We start from the raw sequence: 23,104 nt of genomic DNA, 5'->3' as shown, positions 1-23,104 counted from the left end.
GCCAAGGCGGGCTTTGCAAAGGCATGAGCGTGTCGTAAAGGGCGCGTCGGCCGGTGTTTCACAGGAGAGTTTTCCCATGCGCGTTGGCGTGCTGACCGGAGGTGGCGACTGCCCCGGCCTGAATGCGGTGATCCGTGCGGTCACCAAGTCCCTGATCAACCACGGCCAGTGCGAGGTGCTGGGCATCGCCGACGGCTTCGAGGGCCTGATGCTCGACCCGCCCGGCGTCAAGCCGCTGGGCTGGGACGAGGTCTCGGGCATCCTGCATGTGGGCGGCACCATCCTGGGCACCAGCAACAGCGCCAACCCCCTGCGCGATGCGGCCACGCTGGAGCATGTGGGCCGCAATGTCAGGGCGCTGGGCCTGGACGTGGTGGTGGCCATCGGCGGCGACGGCACCATGAGCCTGGCGCATGGCCTGGCAGAACAGGTGGGACTGACCTGCGTGGGCGTGCCCAAGACCATAGACAACGACATTGCCAACTGCGAGCGCAGCTTTGGCTTCGACACCGCCGTGGCCACGGCCACCGAGGCGCTGCGCCGCATCGAGAGCACGGCCAACAGCCACCACCGCGTGATGATCGTCGAGACCATGGGGCGCCATGCCGGATGGCTGGCGCTGGAGGCCGGCATCGCCGGTGCGGCCGACGTCATCCTGCTGCCCGAGATCGACTACGACCTGCAGGCCATCGTCGATTTCTGCCGGGGCCGCGAGCAGCGCCAGCGCTACACCATCATCTGCATCGGCGAGGGCGCCAAGGAAAGCGGCGCCAGCCTCACGGTGCGCGAGCGCATCGAGCAAAGCCCCGACCCGGTCCGCCTGGGCGGCGTCGGCCATGTGCTGCGCGAGCGCCTGCAGCCCCACCTCAGGAGCGAGGTGCGCACCACGGTGCTGGGCCATGTGCAGCGGGGCGGCGACCCCACGCCCTTTGACCGCGTGCTGGCCACGCAGTATGGCCACCATGCGGCGCAACTGGTGCTGTCGGGGCGCTTCGGCCGCATGGTCACGCTGCAGGGCGGCGAGATCGGAAGCGTGGAAATCTCCCGCGTGGCCAACACCCAGCGCACCGTGCCCCTGGACCACGGACTGCTCACCATGGCGCGCGACATAGGCATTTGCCTGGGTGAGCCATGCAAGCCCGCTTCGCCTTCGCAGCCGGCCACCGCCGGCAGCCACTGAGCCCGCCATGCGACAGCAAGGGCGCATCACAGGCTGGAAGGACGAGCAGGGCTTTGGCTTCATCGAACCCGATGGCGGTGGAGCGCAGGTCTTTGTCCATATCAAGTCCTTCACCGATCGTCGCCGCAGGCCCGAGGGAGGAGAGCGCGTCAGCTACGTGCCCGGCCGCAACGCCCAGGGAAAATGGCGCGCGCAGGATGTGGCCTTCATTGGCGAGTCAAGGACCGGCCGCCCGCAGCCTGCGCGGCGAAGCCGTGCCGGCATGCCTTCGCGGCCTCAGCCGCCTGTGCGAGGCCCGGTGGCGGTGGGCCTGGCCGCTGCCTTCTTCTGCGTGCTGCTGGCCGTTGCCTGGAGCGGCCGCATGCCCTGGAAACTGGTCGGCCTGTATGCGGCGGCAAGCTTTGTGACCTTCATGGTCTATGGATTCGACAAGTCCGCCGCCAGGCACGACCGCTGGCGCACCAGCGAAAGCCGTCTGCACCTGCTGGCACTGCTGTGCGGCTGGCCCGGCGCGCTGCTCGCGCAAGGGCTGCTGCGGCACAAGTCCAGCAAGGCTTCATTCCAACTGGTGTTCTGGATCACCGTGGTGCTCAACTGCGGCCTGCTGGCATGGCTGCTGTCATCGGCAGGTGCGCCGCTGCGGGCGCTGGCGCCCGGCATCTTCTGAAAATTGAAGGAACTGGCGATGACCCATGCTGGACCTCGGCCCGAAATGCCCACCGCAAACGATGCGTCGCTGCAGACCTGGCAGGCATCTTGGCAGAGTGCCTGGTCCGCACTGGGCGCCAGCGCCCCGCAGCCTGTGCTGGCCGAGCTGCTGCAAAGCTACAGCGAGCCTCAGCGCCACTACCACACGCTGCAGCATCTGGGCGAGGCCATGGGCCTGCTGCAACCGGCGCTGGGCCTGGCCGAGCACCCCGGCGAGGTGGCTCTGGCGCTGTGGTTCCACGACGCTGTCTACCAAACGCAAGCCAAGGACAACGAGGCGCGCAGCGCCGACTGGGCCGCCGCCGTGCTGCGCGGGCAGGGTCTGCCTGCCGATATAGCCGGGCGCGTGCACGGTCTGATCATGGCGACCTGCCACGCTGCACAGCCATCCGGAATCGACGCCCGACTGCTGGTGGATGCCGACCTGGGCATTCTGGCGGCCGACCCCCTGCGGTTTGCCGAATACGAGCTGCAGGTGCGGGCCGAATACGAATGGGTGCCCTTGCCGCTGTACCGCGCCAGGCGCCGCGATGTGCTGCAGGGCTTCATGCAGCGCGAGGCCATCTACTGCACCGACTGGTTCCGGCAACGGCTGGAGGCACGGGCGCGGCGCAACCTCGCGCAGGCGCTGGGTTTGTAGGCGGCGCCTGCGTCGGCGTCCTATGATCGGGGGCTGCTGCGGGCCGTGCAGGCCTGCCTCCCTCTCTTTCTTATCTTGCCCAGGCTCTGCCTGGCTCACAGGACGCGCAGATGACCACCCTTGGAACCCCTTACTCCCCCCATGCCACCAAAGTCATGCTGCTGGGCAGCGGCGAACTCGGCAAGGAAGTGCTGATCGCGCTGCAGCGCCTGGGCGTGGAGACGATCGCCGTGGACCGCTACGAGAACGCGCCCGGCCAGCAGGTGGCCCACCACGCGCGCACCATCACCATGAGCGATCCGGCCCAGCTCAAGGCCTTGATCGGGGCCGAGAAACCCGACCTGGTCGTGCCCGAGATCGAGGCCATTGCCACGCCCATGCTCGAAGAGCTGGAAGCGGCAGGCGTGGTCACCGTGATCCCCACGGCCCGCGCCGCGCGCCTGACCATGGACCGCGAAGGCATTCGCCGCCTGGCCGCCGAGACGCTGGGCCTGGCCACCAGCCCTTATCGCTTCTGTGATTCGCAGCAGGAGCTGCAGGCCGCCATCGACGGCACGGATGGCCAGCCCGCCATCGGCTTCCCTTGCGTGGTCAAGCCCGTGATGAGCAGCTCGGGCAAGGGCCAGAGCAAGCTGGACGGCCCGGACGACGTGGCCAAGGCCTGGGACTACGCCATGGCCGGCGGCCGCGTGAGCCATGGCCGTGTGATCGTCGAAGGCTTCATCGACTTCGACTACGAGATCACCCAGCTCACGGTGCGCGCCAAGGGTGCGGACGGCCAGGTGCAGACGCATTTCTGCGATCCGATCGGCCACATCCAGCAGTCCGGTGACTATGTGGAAAGCTGGCAGCCCCATCCCATGCACCCTGCCGCGCTGCAGAAGTCGCGCGACATCGCCAAGGCGGTGACCGATGACCTGGGCGGCCTGGGCCTGTTTGGCGTGGAGCTGTTCGTCAAGGGCGAGCAGGTCTGGTTCAGCGAGGTCTCGCCGCGCCCGCACGACACGGGGCTGGTCACGCTGGCCACGCAGTGGCAAAGCGAGTTCGAGCTGCATGCGCGCGCCATCCTGGGCCTGCCCGTGGATGCCTCGCTGCGCAACCCCGGCGCCAGCGCCGTGATCTATGGCGGGCAGGATGCCGAAGGCCTGGTGTTCGACGGCGTGGACGAGGCCCTGGCCGTGCCGGCCACGGACCTGCGCCTGTTCGGCAAGCCCGAGAGCTTCGTCAAGCGCCGCATGGGCGTGGCCCTGGCGCGTGCCCAGGATGTGGAGCAGGCGCGCACCAACGCCAAGCTGGCCGCCAGCAAGGTCCGGCCGCGCAAGCCCTGAGGCGCGCTGCTCAATGGCGAAGCCGCCGTCCCTTTGCCGGGCGGCGGCTTTTTTCATGCGGTGCCGGCCTTAGTTGGTCGTGTGCATGGGAGGTTGCGAGGGCTGGGCATCATGCGGCGTGGTCAGCCGGATGGCGCGCTCCTCCTCGCCATGGCTGGCATGCTCGCCGTCCGCGCCCAGGCCCCCCTTCCAGCGCCGGACCACGCGCTGGAAGATCAGCGAGTTGGGGATCTGCAGCAGATTGGGTGAGCCATCGGGCGCATGGGCGTCCTGCAAGGTGGTGTAGAGCATGTTGATGTCGATCACGCGGCCCTTGGCACCGGGCTTTTCGGCCGTGTCCAGCACCTCGATGTAGTCGCCCAGGCGAAAGGGCCCGACGATGACGATGAGCAGGGCGCAAAACAGGTTGGACAGCACGCTCCAGGCAGCGAAGAAGGCCACGGCGCCCACGGTGGCAAAGCCGGTGAAGGCCGTCCACAGCACGGTGGCCGAGACGCCCAGGCGCTCCAGCACCAGTGGCACGGTGGCGGCAATGAGAATCCAGCGGAACACGCCGCGCAGCGGCACCAGCAGCTCCGGCGGCAGGCCGTAGTGGCGGCCTGCGCGTGCGATCAGCCGGCGCACGAGGCGGTTGAGCAGCCAGGCCGCCCCGATGATCAGGAGGATCTGGGCACCGGGGATGAGGAACTCCAGCCATTCCTGCATCCAGGCGGGCAGGTGTGCTTGAAAACGACGCATAACTTCGGGCATTCAGAAAAACAGGGATCTGCAGGCAAGGTCTGGCGGCTGCGCAGGGGGAGCCGCCGGAATACAGGTGCGATCGTAAGCGCAGGCGCAAGCCCGGGCGGTCAGGTGCGGCGCTGCTCCACCGTGTCCATCTGCATCTCGAAGCTGAAGAATCGGTCGCGCCCCTGGGCCTTGGCGGCGTACAAGGCCTGGTCGGCACGCATGAGCATGGCTTCGGCGCTGGTGTATTCGTCGGGCACGCAGGTGGTGATGCCGCCCGACAGCGTGAGACCCGATTCATGGGGCGAATCGGGGTGGCGTATGCGCAGCACGCGCAGCATCTGGCCCACGGCGCGCGCAAACGTCATGGCGCCCGAGCGCGGCGTGCGCGGCAGGATGAGCGCGAATTCCTCGCCGCCATAGCGCGCCGCCACATCGCGCGGGCGCACGCAGACCTCGCGCAGCAGGCGTCCGATCTGTTTCAGGCATTCGTCGCCATGCACATGGCCGTAGGTGTCGTTGTAGCGCTTGAAATGGTCCAGGTCGCAGAGCATCAATGTCAGCGGCTGGCCTTCACGGCGGGCCGAGGCGATCTCGGCATGCAGGATGCGATCGAAGCCACGGCGGTTGACCAGGCCCGTGAGCTGGTCGAGCTCGACCATTTCATTGAGCTTCTGGTTGGCCTCGTGCAACTCGGCCGACAGCGATACCAGGCGCCTGCGCATGTCCAGCAAGCGGCGCATGGCGCGCAGCTTGGCCACGAGCACGATGGGCTTGACGGGCTTGACGAGGTAGTCGTCGCCTCCGGCCTCGATGCCGCGCCACACGTCCAGGTCGTTGTCCAGGCCTGACAGGAAGATCACGGGCGTCCATTCGCCGGGCTCGGCCTCGCGCAGCTGGCGGGCTACCCAGTAGCCATCCTCGCCGGGCAGGCGTATGTCCAGCAGCACCAGGTCAGGACGCTGCTCGCGGAACAGCTCCAGGGCGCTGGGGCCATCGGCAGCCTCCAGCACGCGGGTCACGCCCGCGTGCAGCAGCTCGCTGACCAGGCTGGTGCGCACCGAGGCCTGGTCCTCCACGACCAGCACGCAAAAGGGCGCGGACTCGTCCGTTGGCTTGGCGAAGCGCGCTCCGCTGGGCTCGATGGCGGGGGAGTCGGCGCTGTCGGTGGGCAGGGGTGGTGGGGCGGGGGGCATGGCCTTCATGGCTGCGAAACCAGGAATGGATCAAGGGGCCGCGCAGTGCGCGGCGTGGGGATGGCGCCAGTGTAATTCTGGTGTCGCTTCCGTGTGCGATTGTGTGTGCGGGGCCTTTGTCAGGCCAGCGGCAGATCCGTGCCGGCGTGGCTGGCTTCGTCATGCCACTGCACAAAGGCCTGGGCGCCTGGGCAGATACGGGGATTGCCCAGTTGCTGCAGCAGCCTGCAGGCCGCAAAGCCCTGGGCTTTCCTGTCATAGGCAAGTGCCCACTGGCGGCGCTCCTGTTGCCGGTCTTCTGGAACGGGCCAGCTGCGCAGCGAAGTGGACAGGCCGGTCAGCCCCATGCGCCAGGGCTTGCCCGAAACACGCGCACGAAAGCATCGCTGGCGCTCGCACAGCAGGGCGTAGAGCGGGTCCACCTGCAAGGCGCCGAACCACTGCTCGACGGCCGGATCGTCCGATGAGAATTCGGCATGCGTGACGATGACGCGCAGGCCCTTGGGTGTTTCGTAGACGCGCAGTCCCCAGTCGGGATGGGTTTGGTGGAAGGCCTGGACGCGCTCCATGGCGCGCGTGGCCGGCGAGTCCGTGGCCGCACGCCGGCGCGCCTGGCGTGCTTCCCACCAGCGCTGCACGCGCCGCATGGCCAGGAACAGCAGCAGCACGACCAGGGCCGTGGCCACCATCCGCGAATTGTTCTTGTACGGTGCCAGCCGGGCCAGCCAGATGGCGGCCGAAGCCAGCAACAACAGGGTCACGACGGGAAAGCGCACGGCGCTCGGCGGCTCGGGCAGGTCGATATCGGCGATGGCCACGCGCTCGGTGTTCAGGCAGTGGGCGCCGTAGCTGTTGCGCGTCATCACCGTGCCGTCGCGGCGCTGCAGGACTTCTTCGCGGATGGGGGTGGTGAAGCCGTCGAGCGCGTACTCGTTCTTCCATTCCATGCGGGGCTCGCCAGGGGGCAGCGCCGCATTGCGGGCGTCTTCCAGGGCCTTGGCGGCACGCTCCTGGGCGTGGGCCTGGGCGGCTTCCTGGCTGGTGTCGGACCATCCCCAGCGCTGGACGGTGATGCCGTGGGTGGGGCGGCTTTCATGCCGCAGGCGCGCCTGCGCCCAGTAGGTGGGGATGTGCATGGCGAGCCAGTATAGGGAAAAGCCGCCGGGCTCCCAAGGGAACGCAGGCGGCTTGAGCCGGCAACGCGCACGGGCGCTGGACGCCGTGGGCTTTACTGTTCGCGGCGCAGGGCGGGGAACAGGATCACGTCGCGGATGCTGGCGCTGTCGGTCAGCAGCATCATCAGGCGGTCGATGCCGATGCCGCAGCCGCCCGTGGGGGGCATGCCGTACTCGAGGGCACGCACGAAGTCGTGGTCGAAGTACATGGCCTCGTCGTCGCCACCGTCCTTGGCCTGGACCTGGGCATTGAAGCGCGCCGCCTGGTCCTCGGCGTCGTTGAGCTCGGAGAAACCGTTGCCGAATTCGCGACCCGTGATGTACAGCTCGAAGCGCTCGGTGACCTCGGGGCGCTCGTCATTGGCACGTGCCAGCGGCGAGATCTCGGTGGGGTGCTCCATGATGAAGGTGGGCTGCCAGAGCTTTTCTTCCACCACTTCCTCGAAGTACAGCACCTGCAGGCTGGCCAGGGTGCGGGTGGACAGGCGGTCCTTTTCTTCCGTCATGCCCAGCTTGCGCAGGGCATTGGTCAGCCATTCGCGGTCGGCCACCTTGTCCCCGGCTTCGGTGAACTTGACGATGGCCTCGGGAATGGTCAGGCGCTGGAAAGGCTGGGACAGGTCCACGGGCTTGCCGCCATAGGTCAGCTGCAGCGTGCCCACGGCCTTTTGCGCGGCGTCGCGCACCAGGGCCTCGGTGTAGTCCATCAGGTCGCGGTAGTTCCAGTAGGCCGCGTAGAACTCCATCATGGTGAACTCGGGGTTGTGGCGCACCGAGATGCCTTCGTTGCGGAAGTTGCGGTTGATCTCGAACACACGCTCGAAGCCGCCGACCACCAGGCGCTTGAGGTACAGCTCGGGCGCGATGCGCAGGTACATCTCCTGGTCCAGCGCATTGTGGTGGGTGACGAAGGGCTTGGCGTTCGCACCGCCGGGAATGGGGTGCAGCATGGGCGTTTCCACTTCCAGGAAGCCGTGCTCCACCATGAATTCGCGGATGCCCGAGACAGCCTTGCTGCGTGCGATGAAGCGGCGGCGGGCCTGCTCGTCCATCATCAGGTCCACGTAGCGCTGGCGCACCTTCTGCTCCAGGTCGGCCATGCCGTGGAACTTGTCGGGCATGGGGCGCAGGCTCTTGGTGAGCAGGCGCAGCGTCTGAACCTTGACCGACAGCTCGCCGGTCTTGGTCTTCATCAGCGTGCCCTCGGCGCCCAGGATGTCGCCCAGGTCCCAGCGCTTGAAGGCCGCATAGACCTCTTCGCCCACGGTGTCGCGCGTGATGTACAGCTGGATGCGGCCGTGCGTGGGGCCCAGCGATCCGTCCTGGATGGTGGCAAAGCTGGCCTTGCCCATGACGCGCTTGAGCATCATGCGGCCGCCCAGGCTGACCTGCACGGCTTCGGCGTCAAGCTGCTCGGCGCTCTTGTCGGCATGGGCCTGCTGCAGTGCCTCGGCGCGGTCGGCGGGCTTGAAGTCGTTGGGGAAGGCCACGCCGCCCTGTTCACGGACCTGTTCGCGCAGGGCCTTGAGTTTTTCGCGGCGCTCGGCGATGAGTTGGTTTTCGTCCTGGGGAGCGGTCTGGTCCGCTGCGGAAGGGGTGTTGTGTTCGGTCATGACAATGAGCACCAGCGCAAAACGCCGAGGGGCCGGAAAAAAGCCGGAGGGGAAAAAGCCGGGGGAAGCCGAAAAAAAGCCAGGAGGCAGGGGCTGGACGGTGCAGCGGCGGCAGCAAATGCCACCGGCAAGCCCCGCAGCTGGCGGGCTGAATCGGCGATTTTAAGTTTTTTGGCGCGCTTTCGGTGCGCAGTGCTGCCAATGTGCCGGACTCCGCTGCGGTATGACGCCGCAGTCCTGCCAATTCGTCAGTGCCCGGCGGACGAGGAGCCGGGTGCCGGGCCCTGGGCATGGCCTATGCCGCTGCGCTCCAGCACATCGGCCACGAGCTCCAGCCGCACCAGCGGGCTGTCCAGCGCCATCAGCTGCTGTTTGATGGAGACCGGCATGGGCAGCAGTTCGGTCCAGCGATTGGCCACCCAGCCGCAGTCGCCCATCTGTTCGGCGCTGGGCAGTCGGGCATGGTCGGCGTCGGTGGAGCGCGCATGCAGCTGCATCAGCACCTGGGCCAGAGCCTGGGCGGTGGCGAGCAGGTGGCCGGGGATGGGCACGGCGGCATCGGCAGGCAGCATCTGCACATCGGCCACCCAGAGGCCGTGGGGCAGCTGGCGGTGCTCCTGCAGGCGAAAGCGCTGCGTGCCCTCGCACTGCAGGTGCAGCAGGCCGGGCTGGGGCTGCTGCAACCGGACGATGCGGGCCAGCGTGCCCACGGCGTGCAATTGCTCGGCGGCCGCGCCGGCCTTGCGCACTTCGCTGCCGGCCTGCAGCGCCACCACGCCGAAGGGAGCGCCCGTGCGCTCGCACTTGCGGATCATGTCCAGGTAGCGGACCTCGAAGACGCGAAGGCTCAGCAGGCCTTGGGGAAAGAGGACGCTGCCCAGGGGGAACAGCGGCAGGGAGTGCAGTGCGGTAGGGACGGTCATGTGATGGGCGGGATGCGGCAGCTATCATCCCATGCTGTGCCAAGGCCGGATGGCCGTGGTCCGATCTTCCTCCCGCAGTCCTACAACGCCATGCTTTTTCAGATCGTTTCCTTTTTGCTCGACGTGGTCGTTGGCCTGTTGACCGGCGTCTGCCTGCTGCGCATGTACATGCAGGCCCAGCGCGTACCCTTCGGCAACCCGGTCGGCCAACTGGTGTTTGCGCTGTCCGACTGGATCGTGATGCCGCTGCGCCGCATCATCAAGCCGGCCGGACGCTGGGATATGTCCAGCCTGATCGCCGCCTTCCTGCTGCAGATGCTGCAGTTCGTGCTGCTGTGGCTGCTGATGGGAGGACAGTCCACCGTGGTTGCCCTGCCCTGGCTGGCGCTGTGCGGCCTGGCGCGCGTGGCGCTGTCGGGCATGGTGGGCGTGCTGCTGATCTATGCCATCTTGTCGTGGGTGCAGCCGCAGTCGCCGATGTATGGCGTGCTGCAGCGCCTGTCCGAGCCCATGCTGCGGCCCATCCGCCGTGTTGTTCCGCTGATCGGAGGTATCGATCTGTCGGCGCTGGTGGCTCTGGTGCTGCTGCAGATCGCGCTGATGGTGCTGGGCTATATCCAGGGCTCGGGACTGATGCTGCTGGCCTGATTTCCCCAGTTTCCCGGACGTGAAAAAGCCGCCGCAGGCATCAACCTGCGGCGGCTTTTTTTGTGTCTGCGCGAGGCTTTACTGGACCGCGTCGGCCGGCAGGCGCTGCAGCATGGCAAGCGATGCGGCGATGCGGTCGCGCAGCTCGCGGCGGTCCACGATCATGTCCACGGCGCCCTTGTCCTGCAGGAACTCGGCGCGCTGGAAGCCTTCGGGCAGCTTCACGCGCACGGTGGTCTCGATCACGCGGGGGCCGGCGAAGCCGACCAGGGTCTTGGGCTCGGCAATGACGATGTCTCCCACGAAGGCGAAGCTGGCGGAGACACCCCCGAAGGTGGGATCGGTCAGTACCGAGATGTAGGGCAGGCCCTTCTTGGCCAGGCGCGTGAGCGCGGCATTGGCCTTGGCCATCTGCATCAGGCTCAGCAGGCCTTCCTGCATGCGCGCACCGCCCGTGGCGGTGAAGCAGATGAAGGGGACCTTTTGCTCGATGGCGGTCTCGACACCACGCACGAAGCGCTCGCCGACCACGGAGCCCATGGAGCCGCCCATGAACTCGAACTCGAAGCAGGCTGCGACCACGTTGACGCTCTTGATGGCGCCGCCCATGACGACCAGGGCATCGGTCTCGCCGGTGTTCTCCAGCGCTTCCTTGAGGCGCTCGGGGTACTTGCGGCTGTCCTTGAACTTCAGGGCGTCGACGGGAATGACTTCCTGGCCGATTTCATAGCGGCCTTCGGCATCCAGGAAATGGTTCAGGCGGGCGCGGGCGCCGATGCGGTGATGGTGGCTGCAGCTGGGGCAGACGTTCTGGTTTTTCTCCAGATCGGCCTTGTAGAGCACGGTCTCGCAGCTCGGGCACTTGATCCACAGACCCTCGGGGATCTGCTGGTGGCGATCCGTGGGGTTGGTTTGCTGGATTTTGGCAGGCAGGAGTTTTTCAAGCCAGGACATGGTGTTTCCTTTTCAGGCGCAGGGCATGCGGCACCGGGCCGCATGCAAGGGCTGCATTATGCGACCTACGCGTCGAGTGCCTTGCGCACGCCGCGCAGGAAGTCGATGGTCAGGGGGACGATTTTTTCGTGGGGCTGGCCGTCCAGCATCTCGATGATGCGGCTGCCGATGACCACCGCGTCGGCCACCCGGCCAATGGCCTGGGCCGTGGCTGCGTCGCGGATGCCGAAGCCCACGCCCACGGGAATGCTCACATGCTCGCGGATGCGCGGCAGCATGGCTTCCACGGCCGCCGTGTCGAGCGTGCCCGCCCCGGTCACGCCCTTGAGCGAGACGTAGTAGACATAGCCGCTGGCCACGCGCGCCACCTGCTGCATGCGCTCGGTGGTGGAGGTGGGCGCCAGCAGGAAGATGAGGTCCATGTCGCGCGCACGCAGTTGCGCGGCGAATGCCTCGCATTCCTCGGGCGGGTAGTCCACGATGAGCAGGCCGTCGACGCCGGCCTCGGCCGCATCGTCCACGAAGCGGTCCTTGCCGTGGATCTGGTCGTAGCGCTCCACCGGGTTGGCGTAGCCCATCAGCACCACGGGCGTGGTCTGGTTCTTCTGGCGGAACTCGCGCACATAGGCCAGCACCTGCACCAGGCCCACGCCATTGGCGATGGCGCGGTCGCCTGCCTTCTGGATGGTGGGGCCGTCGGCCATGGGGTCCGAGAAGGGCACGCCCAGCTCGATCACGTCGGCGCCGGCCTCCACCATGCCGTGCATCAGCGAGGGCGTGATGGCCGCGAACGGGAAGCCCGCGGTGATGTACGGGATCAGGGCCTTGCGGCCGTCTTCCTGGAGTTTGGCGAAAGTTGTGGTGATGCGGCTCATTGAGCTGCTCCTCCCTTGACCGTGAGCCCGCGCATGGAGGGGCGGTCGTAGTAATCGGCGCCCGAGAGGTCGGCCACGGTGCCGATGTCCTTGTCGCCGCGACCGGACAGGTTCACGAGGATGGACTGGTCGGCGCGCATGGTCTTGGCCAGTTGCATGGCATAGGCCACGGCATGGCTGGACTCCAGGGCGGGAATGATGCCTTCGGTGCGGCACAGGTAGTGGAAGGCGTCCAGCGCCTCCTGGTCGGTGATGCCCACGTACTGGGCCCGGCCCAGTTCCTGCAGCCAGGCGTGCTCGGGGCCGACGCCGGGGTAGTCGAGACCGGCGCTGATGCTGTGCGTCTCGGTGATCTGGCCGTTCTCGTCCTGCAGGATGAAGGTGCGGTTGCCGTGCAGCACGCCGCTGCTGCCGCGCTGCAGCGAAGCCGAGTGCTTGCCGCTGTCCAGGCCTTCGCCGGCCGCCTCCACGCCGATCAGGCGCGTGTTCTCGAACGGGATGTAGGGGTGGAAGATGCCCATGGCATTGCTGCCGCCGCCCACACAGGCGACCACGGCATCGGGCTGGCGGTCGACGCCCAGGAATTCGGGCATCTGCGTCAGGCACTCCTCGCCGATGACCTTCTGGAAGTCGCGCACCATCGCCGGGTAGGGATGGGGGCCGGCCACGGTGCCGATGATGTAGAAGGTGTTGTCCACGTTGGCCACCCAGTCGCGCATGGCCTCGTTGAGCGCGTCCTTGAGCGTGCGGCTGCCCGACTCCACCGGCACCACGGTGGCGCCCAGCAGGCGCATGCGGTAGACGTTGGGGCTTTGGCGCTTCACGTCCTCGGCACCCATGTAGACGATGCATTCGAGGCCGTAGCGCGCGCAGATGGTGGCCGTGGCCACGCCGTGCTGGCCTGCGCCGGTCTCGGCAATGATGCGCGGCTTGCCCATGCGCCGGGCGAGCATGGCCTGGCCGATCACGTTGTTGATCTTGTGCGCGCCCGTGTGGTTGAGGTCTTCGCGCTTGAGGTAGATCTGCGCGCCGCCCATCTCGCGCGACATGCGTGCCGCGTGGTAGACGGGCGAGGGGCGGCCGACGAAGTGGGCCAGCTCGGACTGGAATTCGGCAACGAATTCCGGGTCGTTCTGGTACTTGGCGTAGGCGTCGCGCAGCTCGGTCAGAGCGTGTGTCAGGGTTTCGCTGGCAAAGCTGCCGCCGAAGCGGCCAAAGTGGCCAGATGCGTCAGGGTACTGGTATTCGAACATGGCTTGTCTGCAAAAGTTGGTCATCGGCCGCGCGCACGGCGGCGATGAAACGGTGTATCTTGCCGGCGTCCTTGATGCCCCTGAGGGGCTTGCCGTCGGGACCATCGGCCTCGACGCCGGAACTGACATCAACGGCCAGCGAGAGTCCTCGCGGGCGCACTTGCAAGATGCCATCGGTCACGTTTGCAGGCGTGAGTCCACCAGACAAAACGAGGTGAGAGGCGACGTTTGGTGGAAGGAGTGACCAATTGAATGCTTTTCCGCCACCACCATAGCCGTCGACATGGGCGTCGAGCAGTATGGCCTGGGCTTTCGAGTAACGCTGGGCATATTCTACGAGGTCGAAGCGCGCGGCATCGGGACCAAGGGGAATGCGTGCGGCGCGCAGGAAGGCACGGGTGCCGCCCGATGTGGCGGCAAGGCAGTCCTCGGGGGACTCGTCGCCGTGGAACTGCACGCAGGCGCCCGGGATGGCGGCGCAGGCCGCCATCACGTTGGCGGCGCTTTCATTGACGAACAGCAGCACCGGGGTCACGAAAGGCGGCAGGCGCCGCGCCAGTTCTGCAGCGCGCTGCACCGTCACGGCGCGCGGACTGGGGGCGTAGAGCACAAAACCCACGGCATCGGTGCCTGCAGCCACGGCGGCGTCCACGTCCTGTTCGCGGGTAAGTCCGCAGATCTTGATTCGAGTGCGCTGCATGGGTGCTGAAGAATGGGGGAGGTCTTCTCCGTTCACGGGAGCCAATCATAGGCCGGGCTGCGCGAAGGAAGGCCCCATGAAGGATCGTATACGGGGCCCAGAAAATACAGGCCGTCGGGCGAGAAGGTGGGCGCGGCGGCATCGCGGGAACGGGCGTCCAGTACCTGCTGCATCCACTGCGGCGCATACGCGCCCTGGCCGATGGCGATCAGGCAGCCCATGATGTTGCGCACCATGTGGTGGAGGAAGGCGCTGCCTTCGAACTCGAAGCGCCAGTAGCAGCATTCCATGGCCGCGTCGCCGGGCCGCATGGAGCTGGCTGCGGCCATCTGGGCGCCATCGCCTGCCATGCGGCGGGTGATGGACAGGCGGTGCAGCGTCTTGACGGGGGATTTGGCCTGGCAGCCCGATGCGCGGAACGAGCTGAAGTCGTGCTCGCCCAGCAGGTGCCGGGCGGCGGCCTGCATGGCATCACCATCGAGCGCATGGAACACCCAGCCCACGCGCCCAGCCTCCACGCTGGGACGCACGGGCGATTGCAGCAGCACATAGGCATAGCGCCTTGCCGTGGCGCAGGCGCGCGAATGGAAGGCATCGGGCACGGGCTGGGCCCATTGCACGGCAATGTCCGGCGGCAGGAAAGTGTTGGTGCCGCGGACCCAGGAGAACGGGGCCCTGTCCAGCGGCGTATCGAAGTGGACGACCTGCATGAGACCGTGCACGCCTGCATCGGTGCGGCCCGCGCAGAGGGTGTGCACCTCCTGAGCGGCAAAGCGGCCCAGGGCCGCTTCGAGATGGTCTTGAATGGTGTTGCCAGACAGCTGGCTTTGCCAGCCGCTGTAGCGCTGGCCGTTGTAGGCGACGCCGAGGGCTACGCGCATGGCGAGGCCTCCGGCATGTGTTGGGTGTGCATCAAGTTGTCAGTTTTCCATGGCGGCTTGCACCACGCTGTCACACGAAACCGGCGCGGCGCCTGGGCAGGCACCGCCGGGCTTCAGTCTATCTCGGCCAGCAGGCGCTGGGCCCTGGCCTTGAGATCGCCGTGGGCCTCGGCGATCACTTCCTCGATCAGTGTACGGGCTCCGTCACTGTCGCCGATGGCGTTGAACTCCTGGGCCAGTGCGAGCTTGGTGGCCAGCGGGTCTTCAGGGGCCGATGGCGGGGTTGCGACGGCAGGGGTGTCGTTGCCCAGGTCCAGGGAGAGGCTGCCCAGGTCGAATTCCAGCGACTCGGCCGGTTCGGGCTTGGCCTCGGCCGCCGTCTCCAGCACGCCGCCTGCCTGTGGCGTTGCCGGTGTTGGGGCAGGCGTCGCCGTGCTCAGCCCTTCCAGGTTGAACTCCATGGCGTCCAGCGACAGCAGCTCGGTCTTGGCGTGGCTGTCGTCCGTGGTGGAGCTGGTCAGGGGCGAGGGCTCGGTGGCCGGGAAGCTGTCGGTCGCCTGCGAGCCGGGCATGTCCAGCGACAGCATCTCGGTCGGCCGCATGTCGTCCATGGCGTTGCTGTGGTTCAGGGCGTCCGTCAGCGAGGCGTGGGCCGTGGGCTGGAAGCCGGGCATGTCCAGCGATGCAACGGGCGGCTCGACGCGGGGCTCGATGCGAGGTGTGTCGTCCTTTGCGGAGGGCGTGGCTTCCAGCGGCGCGCGCAGCGTGGGCTCCAGCGCTGCGAAGTCCTGTTCGCTGGGCATGGGGGCCGGTGCGGGCAGGGGGCTGGCGTGCTGCGCCGGCAGGCTGGCATCGGCCAGGCCGCCAGGCAGGTCCATGTTGAGGTCCATGTCCAGGTCCATGGGCAGGGTGGCAGGGCCTTCGCGATGCACATCCATGTCCAGGGGGCGGCTGGTGGCCAGCGAGGCGGCAGCCAGTCCGGCAGCAGCCACCGTGGCGCCACCGGCAACGGCGGCAGCAGACAGGGGCGCGGAGCCCGCAGGCTGGTAGAGGGCGTTTTCCGGGTCCAGGATGCGGCCCTGGTCGGCCAGGCGCTGCCAGTCCACGCCCTTGCCCTGGGTCAGGCCATGCAGGGTCTGCGCAACGGCCTCGAAGGCCTTGCGGTCGTGGCGCTTGGCGTAGATGTCGGCCAGCTTCTGGTGCAGAGCGGTGCGGTTGGGGTCGGTGCGCAGGGCTTCCTTGAGGATTTCCTCGGCCTGCAGGTCGCGGCCATAGGCCAGGTAGACGTCGGCTTCGGCCACAGGGTCCACATCGCCCGCATCAAGCTGGCTGGGCGAGTAATGCATGGAGGTGCCTGACAGCTGGCTCGATGTGCCGGTGTCCACGCGTTGGCCGCCGCTGGCGCCAAAGAAGGAGTCGGCTGCAAGCTGGCTGTCGCCAAAGGCGCTTTCGCTGGAGGCGGCAGCGGCGCGGCGGCGCTGCATGACGCGGTAGCCGCCATAGCCCAGCAGCAGGGCCAGCAGGGCAGCACCGGCCAGCGGGATGGCGGGATCTTCCAGCAGCGTATCGATGAAGCTGGGCTCGGCGATCGGTGCTGCGGGAGCGGGTGCCGGCTTGGGCTTGGGTGGCTCGGCTGGAGCGGGTGTGGCGGGCGCGGTTTCTGCTGCGGGCGCTGCCGAGCCGGCGGCATTGGCTGCGGCGTCTGGAGCAGCGGTGGGCGCAGCGGCCGCAGCAGCTGCATCGGCAGGCGCTGCCGGGGCCGCGGGAGTTGTCTGGGGTGCTGCAGCTTCAGGCGCTGCAGGCACGGTCGGCGCGCCCGGCACAGCGACGCCGTTTGCCGTGCCGCTGGCTGCCGAGGCAGGTGCTGCAGCAGCACCTTCGGCGGGCTTGGTGGCGGCGGCGATCTGGCTCAGCTCGGACATGTTGCGCTGCAACTCGGCCGTGCGCGATGCCTGGTCGTCGGACTGCTTTTGCTTGGCCAGGCGCTCGTCGGCCTCCACGCCCTTGACGGCGCCCTTGGACAGGGTGAGCTTGTCGGGCGCTGCGGTGGACGGCTTGCGGTCTTCGACCTGGGCCTGGACGCTGCCCGATGCTTCACGATTGGCCGATGCCACGGGCGCGGCCGGCGCGGCGCTGGCCAACTGGCGGCGGAACTGGTTGAAATCGCGGGACTGGGCGGCAACGATCTGGCGCGCTTCACGCGGCGAGGTGGCCTGGGCCGTGGCTTCGTCCGGCACGGTGAGCACGGCGCCGGAGCGCATGCGGTTCACATTGCCGTTGATGAAGACCTTGGGGTTGGTGCGCAGCATGGCCACCAGCATCTGGTCCAGCGAAACGCCGGCTGGCAGGTGGGCGGCGGCGATGCGGCCTGCCGTGTCCCCGGTCTTGATGCGGACTTCGGAGGCCTCGGATGGCGCGGGGGCCGCTGCGGCGCGCTCGCGGGCCGCCGGGGCGGCACGGCGCTGGGCTGCTGGCGCAGGGCGGCTTTCCTCGGTGTTGCCCGCCGCGGCTTGCGATGGGGCGGGGGCTGCTGCGCGGCGCGGCGCGGCGGCAGGCTCGGGTGCCGAGGCCTGGGCTGCAGCCGTCACGGCAGGCGGGAGCTTTTGCAGGGTGGGCGGGTCCAGCAGCAGGGTGTAGTTGCGCTGCAGGTTGCCCGAAGCCCAGCTGGCGTCGATCACCAGATCGACAAAGGGTTCGTTGACGGGCTGTGTGCTTGTGAGGCGCAGCACGGCCGAGCCATCCGCGCGGCGCTGCACGCTGACGCGCACCTGGCTGGCGGTGGCGTTGTACTCCATGCCCTGGGTGCGGAAGACGCCGGGAGAGGCCACGCCCACGCGCAGGCCTTCGGCTTCAGCGGCGGTGATCTGGGGGATTTCGACTTCGGCACGCAGGGGCTCGCCCAGGGCCGATTGCACGTTCACCCGGCCCAGAGCCAGTGCCCAGGCCTCGGAGGCGGGCAGTGCGACCGAGACGACGGCCGCAGTGGCCAGCACAGAGAGTTTCCAACGATGCATAAAGCGTCAAACCTGTGTGGATGCAATTGGGCAGGCACTATTGTTATTGTCGGAATGCCTGCGCTTGCACATGTAATTGAAATTTACCCGGGGATAGATGGCACGCCATCTACCAAGGTGCTTGGGTCGCATTGTCGGCCACGCTATAGGATCGCAAGCGTCTGGTTGCCGGCGAACGCCAATAGTTGTTGTCGAACGGCAACGAGAAGAAACACAATGTATCTTTGGTGATTGTAGGCAACCACCTACAGCCAATGGACAAGAGACCTGGGCATTGTGCCCAATTGCACAGGGCTTAAAGCCGAAAAAAGCGCCATGTCCCGGCCCGGGACATGGCGCTTTTTGTGCTGGCTCAAGCCGGCGATGCTCAGGCGGCGAGCAGGATGCGCAGCATGCGGCGCAGCGGCTCGGCGGCGCCCCACAGCAGTTGGTCACCGATCACGAAGGCCGACAGGTATTCGGGGCCCATGTTCAGCTTGCGCACGCGGCCCACGCCGACTTCCAGGCCGCCGGTGATGGCGGCGGGGGTCAGTTCCTTGACCGTGATGGCGCGGTCGTTGGGAACCCACTTCACCCAGGGGTTGCCGGACTTGATGATGGCTTCCAGCTCTTCCAGGGGCAGGTCCTTCTTGAGCTTGAGGGTCAGCGCCAGGCTGTGGCAGCGCATGGCGCCGATGCGCACGCACAGGCCGTCGACAGGGATGGTCTGCTCGGTGCCCAGGATCTTGTTGACCTCGGCCTGGCCCTTCCACTCTTCCTTGGACTGGCCGTTGTCCAGCTGCGCATCGATCCAGGGGATCAGGCCACCGGCCAGCGGTGCGCCGAAGAATTCGGTGGGCACGTCGGTGCGGATGGTCTGGGCCACCTTGCGGTCGATGTCCAGGATGGCGGATGCGGGCGTGGCCAGTTCGTCGGCCACGGCAGCGTGCACCACGCCCATGCCCTTGAGCAGTTCGCGCATGTGGTTGGCGCCGCCACCGGAGGCTGCCTGGTAGGTCATGGAGCTGACCCATTCCACGAGACCGGCCTTGAACAGGCCGCCCAGGCCCATCAGCAGGATGGAGTTGGTGCAGTTGCCGCCAATCCAGTTCTTGCCGCCCGCGGCGAGCTTGGACTGGATCAGGCCTTCATTGACGGGGTCGAGCACGATGACGGCATCGCCTTCCATGCGCAGCGACGACGCGGCATCGATCCAGTGGCCGTTCCAGCCCGAGGCGCGCAGCTGGGGGAAGACTTCCTTGGTGTAGTCGCCGCCCTGGCAGGTGATGATGATGTCGCACTTGGACAGCTCGGCAATGTCGTTGGCATTGCGCAGCTCGGTGTGGGTCTTCGCCATGGCCGGGGCCTTGCCGCCGGCGTTGGAGGTGGAGAAGAACACGGGCTCGATCAGGTCGAAGTCGCCCTCTGCCTGCATGCGGTCCATCAGCACGGAGCCGACCATGCCGCGCCAGCCGACGAGGCCTACCAATTGCTTGCTCATTTTTGAAACGCCCTTTCAGTGTGAAAACAGTGCTTGATCAAGACTGTTGTCGCCCGGCTCGTCTGGGCCAGGTGAGGGCGCACGACGAACCGGGCTGGGTCAGCCTTTGATTGTCGTAATGGTTGTGGAGGTGATCGCGCGCGCAGCCGCACCAGCCAGGGCGGCGGGTGCAATGTTCAGCAGGAGGAACGGGTGGGCGGCAAACATAAGAGACGTCATTCTAGCGAATACGCCAGGAAAGAGAATGTCTGTTTTGATGAATATATTCGTCGAATCGGCGAAAAGTAGACGTCTATTTTGACGTTTTGCCATGTTGTGGCAGAGCAGGGCAGCACCTGCCCGCCACAGGGACGGCCGCAAGCCTGGAGGCTGGCGGCCGTCATGGACATCAGGCCAGTGCGGCCACCACGGCATCGCCCATCTCGCGGGTGGAGACCTTGGTCGTGCCTTCGCTGTAGATATCGGCCGTGCGCAGGCCCTGGGCCAGCACCTTTTGCACGGCGGCTTCGATGCGCTGTGCGGCGGCTTCCTGGTTCAGCGAGAAGCGCAGCATCATCGCGGCCGACAGGATGGTGGCCAGCGGATTGGCAATGCCCTTGCCGGCGATGTCGGGGGCCGAGCCGTGGCTGGGCTCGTACAGGCCCTGGCCCCTGGAGTTGAGCGATGCCGAGGGCAGCATGCCGATGGAGCCGGTCAGCATGGAGGCTTCGTCTGACAGGATGTCGCCGAACATGTTGCCCGTGACCACCACGTCAAAGCGCTTGGGTTCCTTGACCAGCTGCATGGCGGCGTTGTCCACGTACATGTGGTCCAGTTGCACATCGGGGTACTGCTGGCCCACTTCGGTGACCACGTCCTTCCAGAACTGGAAGGTTTCCAGCACGTTGGCCTTGTCCACGCTGGTCACGCGTTTGCTGCGCTTTTGCGCGGCCTGGAAGGCGACATGGGCGATGCGCTCGATCTCGGGCTTGGAGTAGCGCATGGTGTCGAAGGCTTCCTCGGCGCCGGGGAAGTGGCCATCGGTGGCCACGCGGCGGCCGCGCGGCTGGCCGAAGTAGATGTCGCCGGTCAGCTCGCGGATGATCAGGATGTCCAGGCCCGCGACCAGCTCGGGCTTGAGGCTGGAGGCGTGGGTCAGTTCCGCATAGCAGATGGCCGGGCGGAAGTTGGCGAACAGGCCCATGTGCTTGCGCAGGCCCAGGATGGCCTGCTCGGGGCGCAGCGGGCGGTCCAGCGTGTCGTACTTCCAGTCGCCCACGGCGCCGAACAGCACGGCGTCGGACTCCATGGCCAGCTTCAGCGTGGATTCGGGCAGCGGATGGCCGGCAGCTTCGTAGGCAGCGCCGCCCACGGGGGCCGTCTGCATGTCGAAGTCCAGGCCCAGGGCGCCCAGCACCTTCACGGCTTCCGCAACGATTTCGGGGCCGATGCCATCACCGGGCAAGACTGCGATTTTCATGGTGTTCCTTTTGAGAGACTGTTCGGATGGTGGAAGGCCGCCGGCGGCTGGTTCAGCAACGCCTGCGGCCCATTGATGCGCGCAAGTGGAGATCGATCAGCGCTGCACCAGCGTGTGTGCCAGCCAGGGCTTGGTGGCCAGGCGCTCGGCCTCGTAGGCGCGGATCTTGTCGGAATGGCGCAGCGTCAGGCCGATGTCGTCGAAGCCGTTGAGCAGGCAGTACTTGCGAAAGGCGATGACATCGAAAGGGATCTCCTCGCCCTGCGGGCGAACGATCACCTGGCGATCCAGATCAATGGTCAGCTCGTAGCCGGGGAAGGCCGCGACCTCGTTGAACAGCGTGTCGATCGTGGCCTCGGGCAGCACGATGGGCAGCAGGCCGTTCTTGAAGCAGTTGTTGAAGAAGATGTCGGCAAAGCTGGGCGCCAGAATGGCGCGAAAGCCGTACTGGTCCAGCGCCCAGGGCGCGTGCTCGCGGCTGGAGCCACAGCCGAAGTTCTTGCGCGCGACCAGGATGGAGGCGCCCGCATAGCGCGGATGGTTGAGCACGAAGTCGGGGTTGGGCTTGCGCGAGGCCGGGTCCTGGCCAGGCTCGCCATGGTCCAGGTAGCGCCATTCGTCGAACAGGTTCACGCCGAAGCCGGTCTTCCTGATCGACTTGAGGAACTGCTTGGGAATGATGGCGTCGGTATCGACGTTTTCGCGGTCCATGGGGGCGACAAGGCCCTTGTGCACGGTGAATTGTTGCATGGCTGTATCGGATTCAGGGTTCAGCGGGCGGCGCGCTCGATGGCGCTGCCCGCGCTTTGCACGTCCTGGCCAATGCCCTTGACGGTATTGCAGGCGGCCAGGGTGAAGGCCAGGCCGATCAGGAGGATCGAGAAGGAGGGCTTCATGGTGTGCAGGCGGGGCAGTTGCGGGATCGGATCAGGAGAACCTGCGGATGTCCACGAAGTGGCCGTGGATGGCGGCGGCCGCGGCCATGGCGGGGCTCACCAGGTGGGTGCGTCCGCCCGCGCCCTGGCGGCCTTCGAAGTTGCGGTTGCTGGTGGAGGCGCAGCGCTCGCCGGGCTCCAGGCGGTCGGCATTCATGGCCAGGCACATGGAGCAGCCGGGCTCGCGCCATTCAAAGCCTGCCGCCTTGAAGATCTGGTCCAGGCCTTCGCGCTCGGCCTGTTCCTTGACCAGGCCGGAGCCGGGCACGACCATGGCCAGCTTGATGTTGCGCGCCACCTTCTGGCCCAGCTTCTTGACCACGGCGGCGGCCTCGCGCATGTCTTCGATGCGGCTGTTGGTGCACGAGCCGATGAAGACCTTGTCCACGAAGATGTCGTCGATGGCCTTGCCGGGCTCCAGCGCCATGTAGGTCAGCGCGCGTTCGATGGCGCCGCGCTTGCTGGCATCCTTTTCCTTGTCGGGGTCCGGCACGCGGCCATCCACGCCCAGCACCATCTCGGGCGAGGTGCCCCAGGTGACCTGCGGCACGATCTCGCTGGCCTGCAGCTCGACCACGCGGTCGAACTTCGCATCGGCATCGGAGTGCAGCGTCTTCCAGTAGGCGACGGCGGCATCCCATTCGGCGCCGGTGGGGGACAGCGGGCGGCCCTTGACGTATTGGATGGTCTTGTCGTCCACGGCCACCAGGCCGGCGCGTGCGCCGCCCTCGATGGCCATGTTGCAGACCGTCATGCGGCCTTCCATGCTCAGGTCGCGGATGGCTTCGCCGGCGAACTCGATGGTGTAGCCGGTGCCGCCGGCCGTGCCTATCTTGCCGATGATGGCCAGCACGATGTCCTTGGCCGTGATGCCGGGGGCCGCCTTGCCGATGACATTGATCAGCATGTTCCTGGCCTTCTTGGCCAGCAGCGTCTGGGTGGCCATCACGTGCTCGACCTCGGACGTGCCGATGCCGTGGGCCAGTGCGCCGAAGGCGCCGTGCGTGGAGGTGTGGCTGTCGCCGCAGACCACGGTCATGCCGGGCAGGGTGGCGCCCTGCTCGGGGCCCATGACGTGGACGATGCCCTGGCCCTTGTCCATGAAGGGGAAGAAGGCCGCAGAGCCGAACTCGCCGATGTTGGTGTTCAGCGTGGTGATCTGTTCCTTGCTGATGGGGTCGGCAATGCCGTCATAGCCGCGCTCCCAGCCGTCGGTGGGGGTGTTGTGGTCGGCCGTGGCGACCACGGAGCTGATGCGCCACAGCTTGCGGCCGGCCATGCGCAGGCCTTCGAAGGCCTGGGGGCTGGTGACTTCGTGCACCAGGTGGCGGTCGATGTAGAGGACGGCGGTGCCGTCATCCTCGGTGTGGATGACGTGCTCGTCGAAGATCTTGTCGTAGAGGGTGCGTCCCATGG

General features: G+C 67.1%; 22 protein-coding genes. 5 read left to right on the top strand and 17 right to left on the bottom strand.

Features of this window, described 5'->3' with window-relative positions; all coding sequences use genetic code 11:
- Positions 1–76 precede the first annotated feature (76 nt).
- The 4 genes from A9976_RS16180 to purT all read left to right on the top strand — a co-directional run bounded on the left by A9976_RS16180 (position 77) and on the right by purT (position 3,856).
- Positions 77–1,180, top strand: coding sequence for a 6-phosphofructokinase (locus A9976_RS16180; protein WP_183019839.1), 1,104 nt, complete (start codon positions 77–79; stop codon positions 1,178–1,180).
- Positions 1,181–1,187: 7 nt separating this feature from the next.
- Positions 1,188–1,847, top strand: coding sequence for a cold shock and DUF1294 domain-containing protein (locus A9976_RS16175; protein WP_183019838.1), 660 nt, complete (start codon positions 1,188–1,190; stop codon positions 1,845–1,847).
- A gap of 18 nt (positions 1,848–1,865) precedes the next feature.
- The gene (locus tag A9976_RS16170; protein WP_183019837.1) at positions 1,866–2,528 is read left to right on the top strand and encodes an N-methyl-D-aspartate receptor NMDAR2C subunit; all 663 of its coding nucleotides are present in this window, start codon (positions 1,866–1,868) and stop codon (positions 2,526–2,528) included.
- Between the two features lie 110 nt (positions 2,529–2,638).
- On the top strand, positions 2,639–3,856 hold the full coding sequence (gene purT / locus A9976_RS16165) for a formate-dependent phosphoribosylglycinamide formyltransferase (RefSeq protein ID WP_183019836.1): 1,218 nt from the start codon (positions 2,639–2,641) through the stop codon (positions 3,854–3,856).
- Positions 3,857–3,925: 69 nt separating this feature from the next.
- Here purT and A9976_RS16160 read toward each other — a convergent pair whose 3' ends face one another.
- The 5 genes from A9976_RS16160 to A9976_RS16140 all read right to left on the bottom strand — a co-directional run bounded on the left by A9976_RS16160 (position 3,926) and on the right by A9976_RS16140 (position 9,489).
- Complete coding sequence (locus A9976_RS16160) at positions 3,926–4,594, bottom strand: mechanosensitive ion channel family protein (RefSeq protein ID WP_183019835.1); 669 nt, start codon at positions 4,592–4,594, stop codon at positions 3,926–3,928.
- A 110-nt stretch (positions 4,595–4,704) separates the two neighbouring features.
- On the bottom strand, positions 4,705–5,787 hold the full coding sequence (locus A9976_RS16155; RefSeq protein ID WP_183019834.1) for a diguanylate cyclase domain-containing protein: 1,083 nt from the start codon (positions 5,785–5,787) through the stop codon (positions 4,705–4,707).
- A gap of 110 nt (positions 5,788–5,897) precedes the next feature.
- A complete protein-coding gene (locus A9976_RS16150; protein ID WP_183019833.1) occupies positions 5,898–6,914 on the bottom strand; it encodes a hypothetical protein in 1,017 nt (338 codons plus the stop codon).
- A 92-nt stretch (positions 6,915–7,006) separates the two neighbouring features.
- Positions 7,007–8,566 carry a lysine--tRNA ligase gene (gene lysS, locus A9976_RS16145; RefSeq protein ID WP_012207047.1) on the bottom strand — a complete coding sequence of 520 codons (1,560 nt, stop codon included), beginning with the start codon at positions 8,564–8,566 and terminating at the stop codon, positions 7,007–7,009.
- Positions 8,567–8,814: 248 nt separating this feature from the next.
- Complete coding sequence (locus A9976_RS16140; RefSeq protein WP_183019832.1) at positions 8,815–9,489, bottom strand: LON peptidase substrate-binding domain-containing protein; 675 nt, start codon at positions 9,487–9,489, stop codon at positions 8,815–8,817.
- Positions 9,490–9,579: 90 nt separating this feature from the next.
- On the opposite strand from A9976_RS16140, the gene A9976_RS16135 reads away from it, so the two are divergent.
- A complete protein-coding gene (locus tag A9976_RS16135) occupies positions 9,580–10,137 on the top strand; it encodes a YggT family protein (RefSeq protein WP_013801011.1) in 558 nt (185 codons plus the stop codon).
- Positions 10,138–10,215: 78 nt separating this feature from the next.
- Here A9976_RS16135 and accD read toward each other — a convergent pair whose 3' ends face one another.
- From accD to leuC, 12 genes are all read right to left on the bottom strand, one after another.
- Positions 10,216–11,091 carry an acetyl-CoA carboxylase, carboxyltransferase subunit beta gene (accD, locus tag A9976_RS16130; RefSeq protein ID WP_013801012.1) on the bottom strand — a complete coding sequence of 292 codons (876 nt, stop codon included), beginning with the start codon at positions 11,089–11,091 and terminating at the stop codon, positions 10,216–10,218.
- Positions 11,092–11,156: 65 nt separating this feature from the next.
- Positions 11,157–11,966, bottom strand: coding sequence for a tryptophan synthase subunit alpha (gene trpA / locus A9976_RS16125; RefSeq protein WP_183019831.1), 810 nt, complete (start codon positions 11,964–11,966; stop codon positions 11,157–11,159).
- Entirely contained in the window at positions 11,963–13,219 is a 1,257-nt protein-coding gene (gene trpB / locus A9976_RS16120; protein WP_183019830.1) for a tryptophan synthase subunit beta, read from the bottom strand. The genes trpA and trpB overlap by 4 nt, the downstream gene beginning before the upstream one ends.
- Positions 13,197–13,919, bottom strand: a complete 723-nt coding sequence (locus A9976_RS16115) for a phosphoribosylanthranilate isomerase (protein WP_013801014.1) — start codon at positions 13,917–13,919, stop codon at positions 13,197–13,199. The genes trpB and A9976_RS16115 overlap by 23 nt, the downstream gene beginning before the upstream one ends.
- 32 nt (positions 13,920–13,951) lie before the next feature.
- Positions 13,952–14,800 (bottom strand): tRNA pseudouridine(38-40) synthase TruA, encoded by an 849-nt coding sequence (gene truA, locus A9976_RS16110; protein WP_034396664.1) that lies wholly within the window; start codon positions 14,798–14,800, stop codon positions 13,952–13,954.
- A gap of 113 nt (positions 14,801–14,913) precedes the next feature.
- The gene (locus tag A9976_RS16105; protein ID WP_409049546.1) at positions 14,914–17,793 is read right to left on the bottom strand and encodes a FimV/HubP family polar landmark protein; all 2,880 of its coding nucleotides are present in this window, start codon (positions 17,791–17,793) and stop codon (positions 14,914–14,916) included.
- A 388-nt stretch (positions 17,794–18,181) separates the two neighbouring features.
- On the bottom strand, positions 18,182–19,294 hold the full coding sequence (gene asd, locus A9976_RS16100) for an aspartate-semialdehyde dehydrogenase (RefSeq protein ID WP_013801017.1): 1,113 nt from the start codon (positions 19,292–19,294) through the stop codon (positions 18,182–18,184).
- Positions 19,295–19,393: 99 nt separating this feature from the next.
- On the bottom strand, positions 19,394–19,606 hold the full coding sequence (locus tag A9976_RS16095; protein ID WP_183020053.1) for a hypothetical protein: 213 nt from the start codon (positions 19,604–19,606) through the stop codon (positions 19,394–19,396).
- Between the two features lie 76 nt (positions 19,607–19,682).
- Positions 19,683–20,753 (bottom strand): 3-isopropylmalate dehydrogenase, encoded by a 1,071-nt coding sequence (gene leuB / locus A9976_RS16090; RefSeq protein ID WP_012207037.1) that lies wholly within the window; start codon positions 20,751–20,753, stop codon positions 19,683–19,685.
- 96 nt (positions 20,754–20,849) lie between these two features.
- Positions 20,850–21,503: a 3-isopropylmalate dehydratase small subunit gene (leuD, locus tag A9976_RS16085; protein WP_183019828.1), complete on the bottom strand. Its 654-nt coding sequence runs from the start codon at positions 21,501–21,503 to the stop codon at positions 20,850–20,852.
- A 20-nt stretch (positions 21,504–21,523) separates the two neighbouring features.
- A complete protein-coding gene (locus A9976_RS16080; protein WP_012207035.1) occupies positions 21,524–21,649 on the bottom strand; it encodes an entericidin A/B family lipoprotein in 126 nt (41 codons plus the stop codon).
- A 31-nt stretch (positions 21,650–21,680) separates the two neighbouring features.
- Positions 21,681–23,102 carry a 3-isopropylmalate dehydratase large subunit gene (gene leuC / locus A9976_RS16075; protein ID WP_183019827.1) on the bottom strand — a complete coding sequence of 474 codons (1,422 nt, stop codon included), beginning with the start codon at positions 23,100–23,102 and terminating at the stop codon, positions 21,681–21,683.
- Between the last annotated feature and the right edge of the window lie 2 nt (positions 23,103–23,104).

This window comes from Delftia sp. UME58 (genome assembly GCF_014170385.1).
Lineage (GTDB): Bacteria > Pseudomonadota > Gammaproteobacteria > Burkholderiales > Burkholderiaceae_C > Comamonas > Comamonas acidovorans.
Note: the sequence above shows the minus strand (reverse complement) of the source record. Positions and strands in the feature narration are given on the sequence as shown.

What these genes read in the sequence shown, in the direction of transcription:
- leuB (WP_012207037.1), bottom strand. Translation starts at nt 20,753, where the DNA reads ATGAAAATCGCAGTCTTGCCCGGTGATGGCATCGGCCCCGAAATCGTT.
- leuC (WP_183019827.1), bottom strand. Translation starts at nt 23,102, where the DNA reads ATGGGACGCACCCTCTACGACAAGATCTTCGACGAGCACGTCATCCAC.
- asd (WP_013801017.1), bottom strand. Translation starts at nt 19,294, where the DNA reads ATGAGCAAGCAATTGGTAGGCCTCGTCGGCTGGCGCGGCATGGTCGGC.
- trpA (WP_183019831.1), bottom strand. Translation starts at nt 11,966, where the DNA reads ATGAGCCGCATCACCACAACTTTCGCCAAACTCCAGGAAGACGGCCGC.
- A9976_RS16115 (WP_013801014.1), bottom strand. Translation starts at nt 13,919, where the DNA reads ATGCAGCGCACTCGAATCAAGATCTGCGGACTTACCCGCGAACAGGAC.
- A9976_RS16180 (WP_183019839.1), top strand. Translation starts at nt 77, where the DNA reads ATGCGCGTTGGCGTGCTGACCGGAGGTGGCGACTGCCCCGGCCTGAAT.
- A9976_RS16135 (WP_013801011.1), top strand. Translation starts at nt 9,580, where the DNA reads ATGCTTTTTCAGATCGTTTCCTTTTTGCTCGACGTGGTCGTTGGCCTG.
- truA (WP_034396664.1), bottom strand. Translation starts at nt 14,800, where the DNA reads ATGCGCGTAGCCCTCGGCGTCGCCTACAACGGCCAGCGCTACAGCGGC.
- A9976_RS16080 (WP_012207035.1), bottom strand. Translation starts at nt 21,649, where the DNA reads ATGAAGCCCTCCTTCTCGATCCTCCTGATCGGCCTGGCCTTCACCCTG.
- A9976_RS16175 (WP_183019838.1), top strand. Translation starts at nt 1,188, where the DNA reads ATGCGACAGCAAGGGCGCATCACAGGCTGGAAGGACGAGCAGGGCTTT.
- A9976_RS16160 (WP_183019835.1), bottom strand. Translation starts at nt 4,594, where the DNA reads ATGCGTCGTTTTCAAGCACACCTGCCCGCCTGGATGCAGGAATGGCTG.
- lysS (WP_012207047.1), bottom strand. Translation starts at nt 8,566, where the DNA reads ATGACCGAACACAACACCCCTTCCGCAGCGGACCAGACCGCTCCCCAG.
- A9976_RS16095 (WP_183020053.1), bottom strand. Translation starts at nt 19,606, where the DNA reads ATGGCAAAACGTCAAAATAGACGTCTACTTTTCGCCGATTCGACGAAT.
- accD (WP_013801012.1), bottom strand. Translation starts at nt 11,091, where the DNA reads ATGTCCTGGCTTGAAAAACTCCTGCCTGCCAAAATCCAGCAAACCAAC.
- A9976_RS16150 (WP_183019833.1), bottom strand. Translation starts at nt 6,914, where the DNA reads ATGCACATCCCCACCTACTGGGCGCAGGCGCGCCTGCGGCATGAAAGC.
- trpB (WP_183019830.1), bottom strand. Translation starts at nt 13,219, where the DNA reads ATGTTCGAATACCAGTACCCTGACGCATCTGGCCACTTTGGCCGCTTC.
- A9976_RS16155 (WP_183019834.1), bottom strand. Translation starts at nt 5,787, where the DNA reads ATGAAGGCCATGCCCCCCGCCCCACCACCCCTGCCCACCGACAGCGCC.
- A9976_RS16170 (WP_183019837.1), top strand. Translation starts at nt 1,866, where the DNA reads ATGACCCATGCTGGACCTCGGCCCGAAATGCCCACCGCAAACGATGCG.
- purT (WP_183019836.1), top strand. Translation starts at nt 2,639, where the DNA reads ATGACCACCCTTGGAACCCCTTACTCCCCCCATGCCACCAAAGTCATG.
- A9976_RS16140 (WP_183019832.1), bottom strand. Translation starts at nt 9,489, where the DNA reads ATGACCGTCCCTACCGCACTGCACTCCCTGCCGCTGTTCCCCCTGGGC.
- leuD (WP_183019828.1), bottom strand. Translation starts at nt 21,503, where the DNA reads ATGCAACAATTCACCGTGCACAAGGGCCTTGTCGCCCCCATGGACCGC.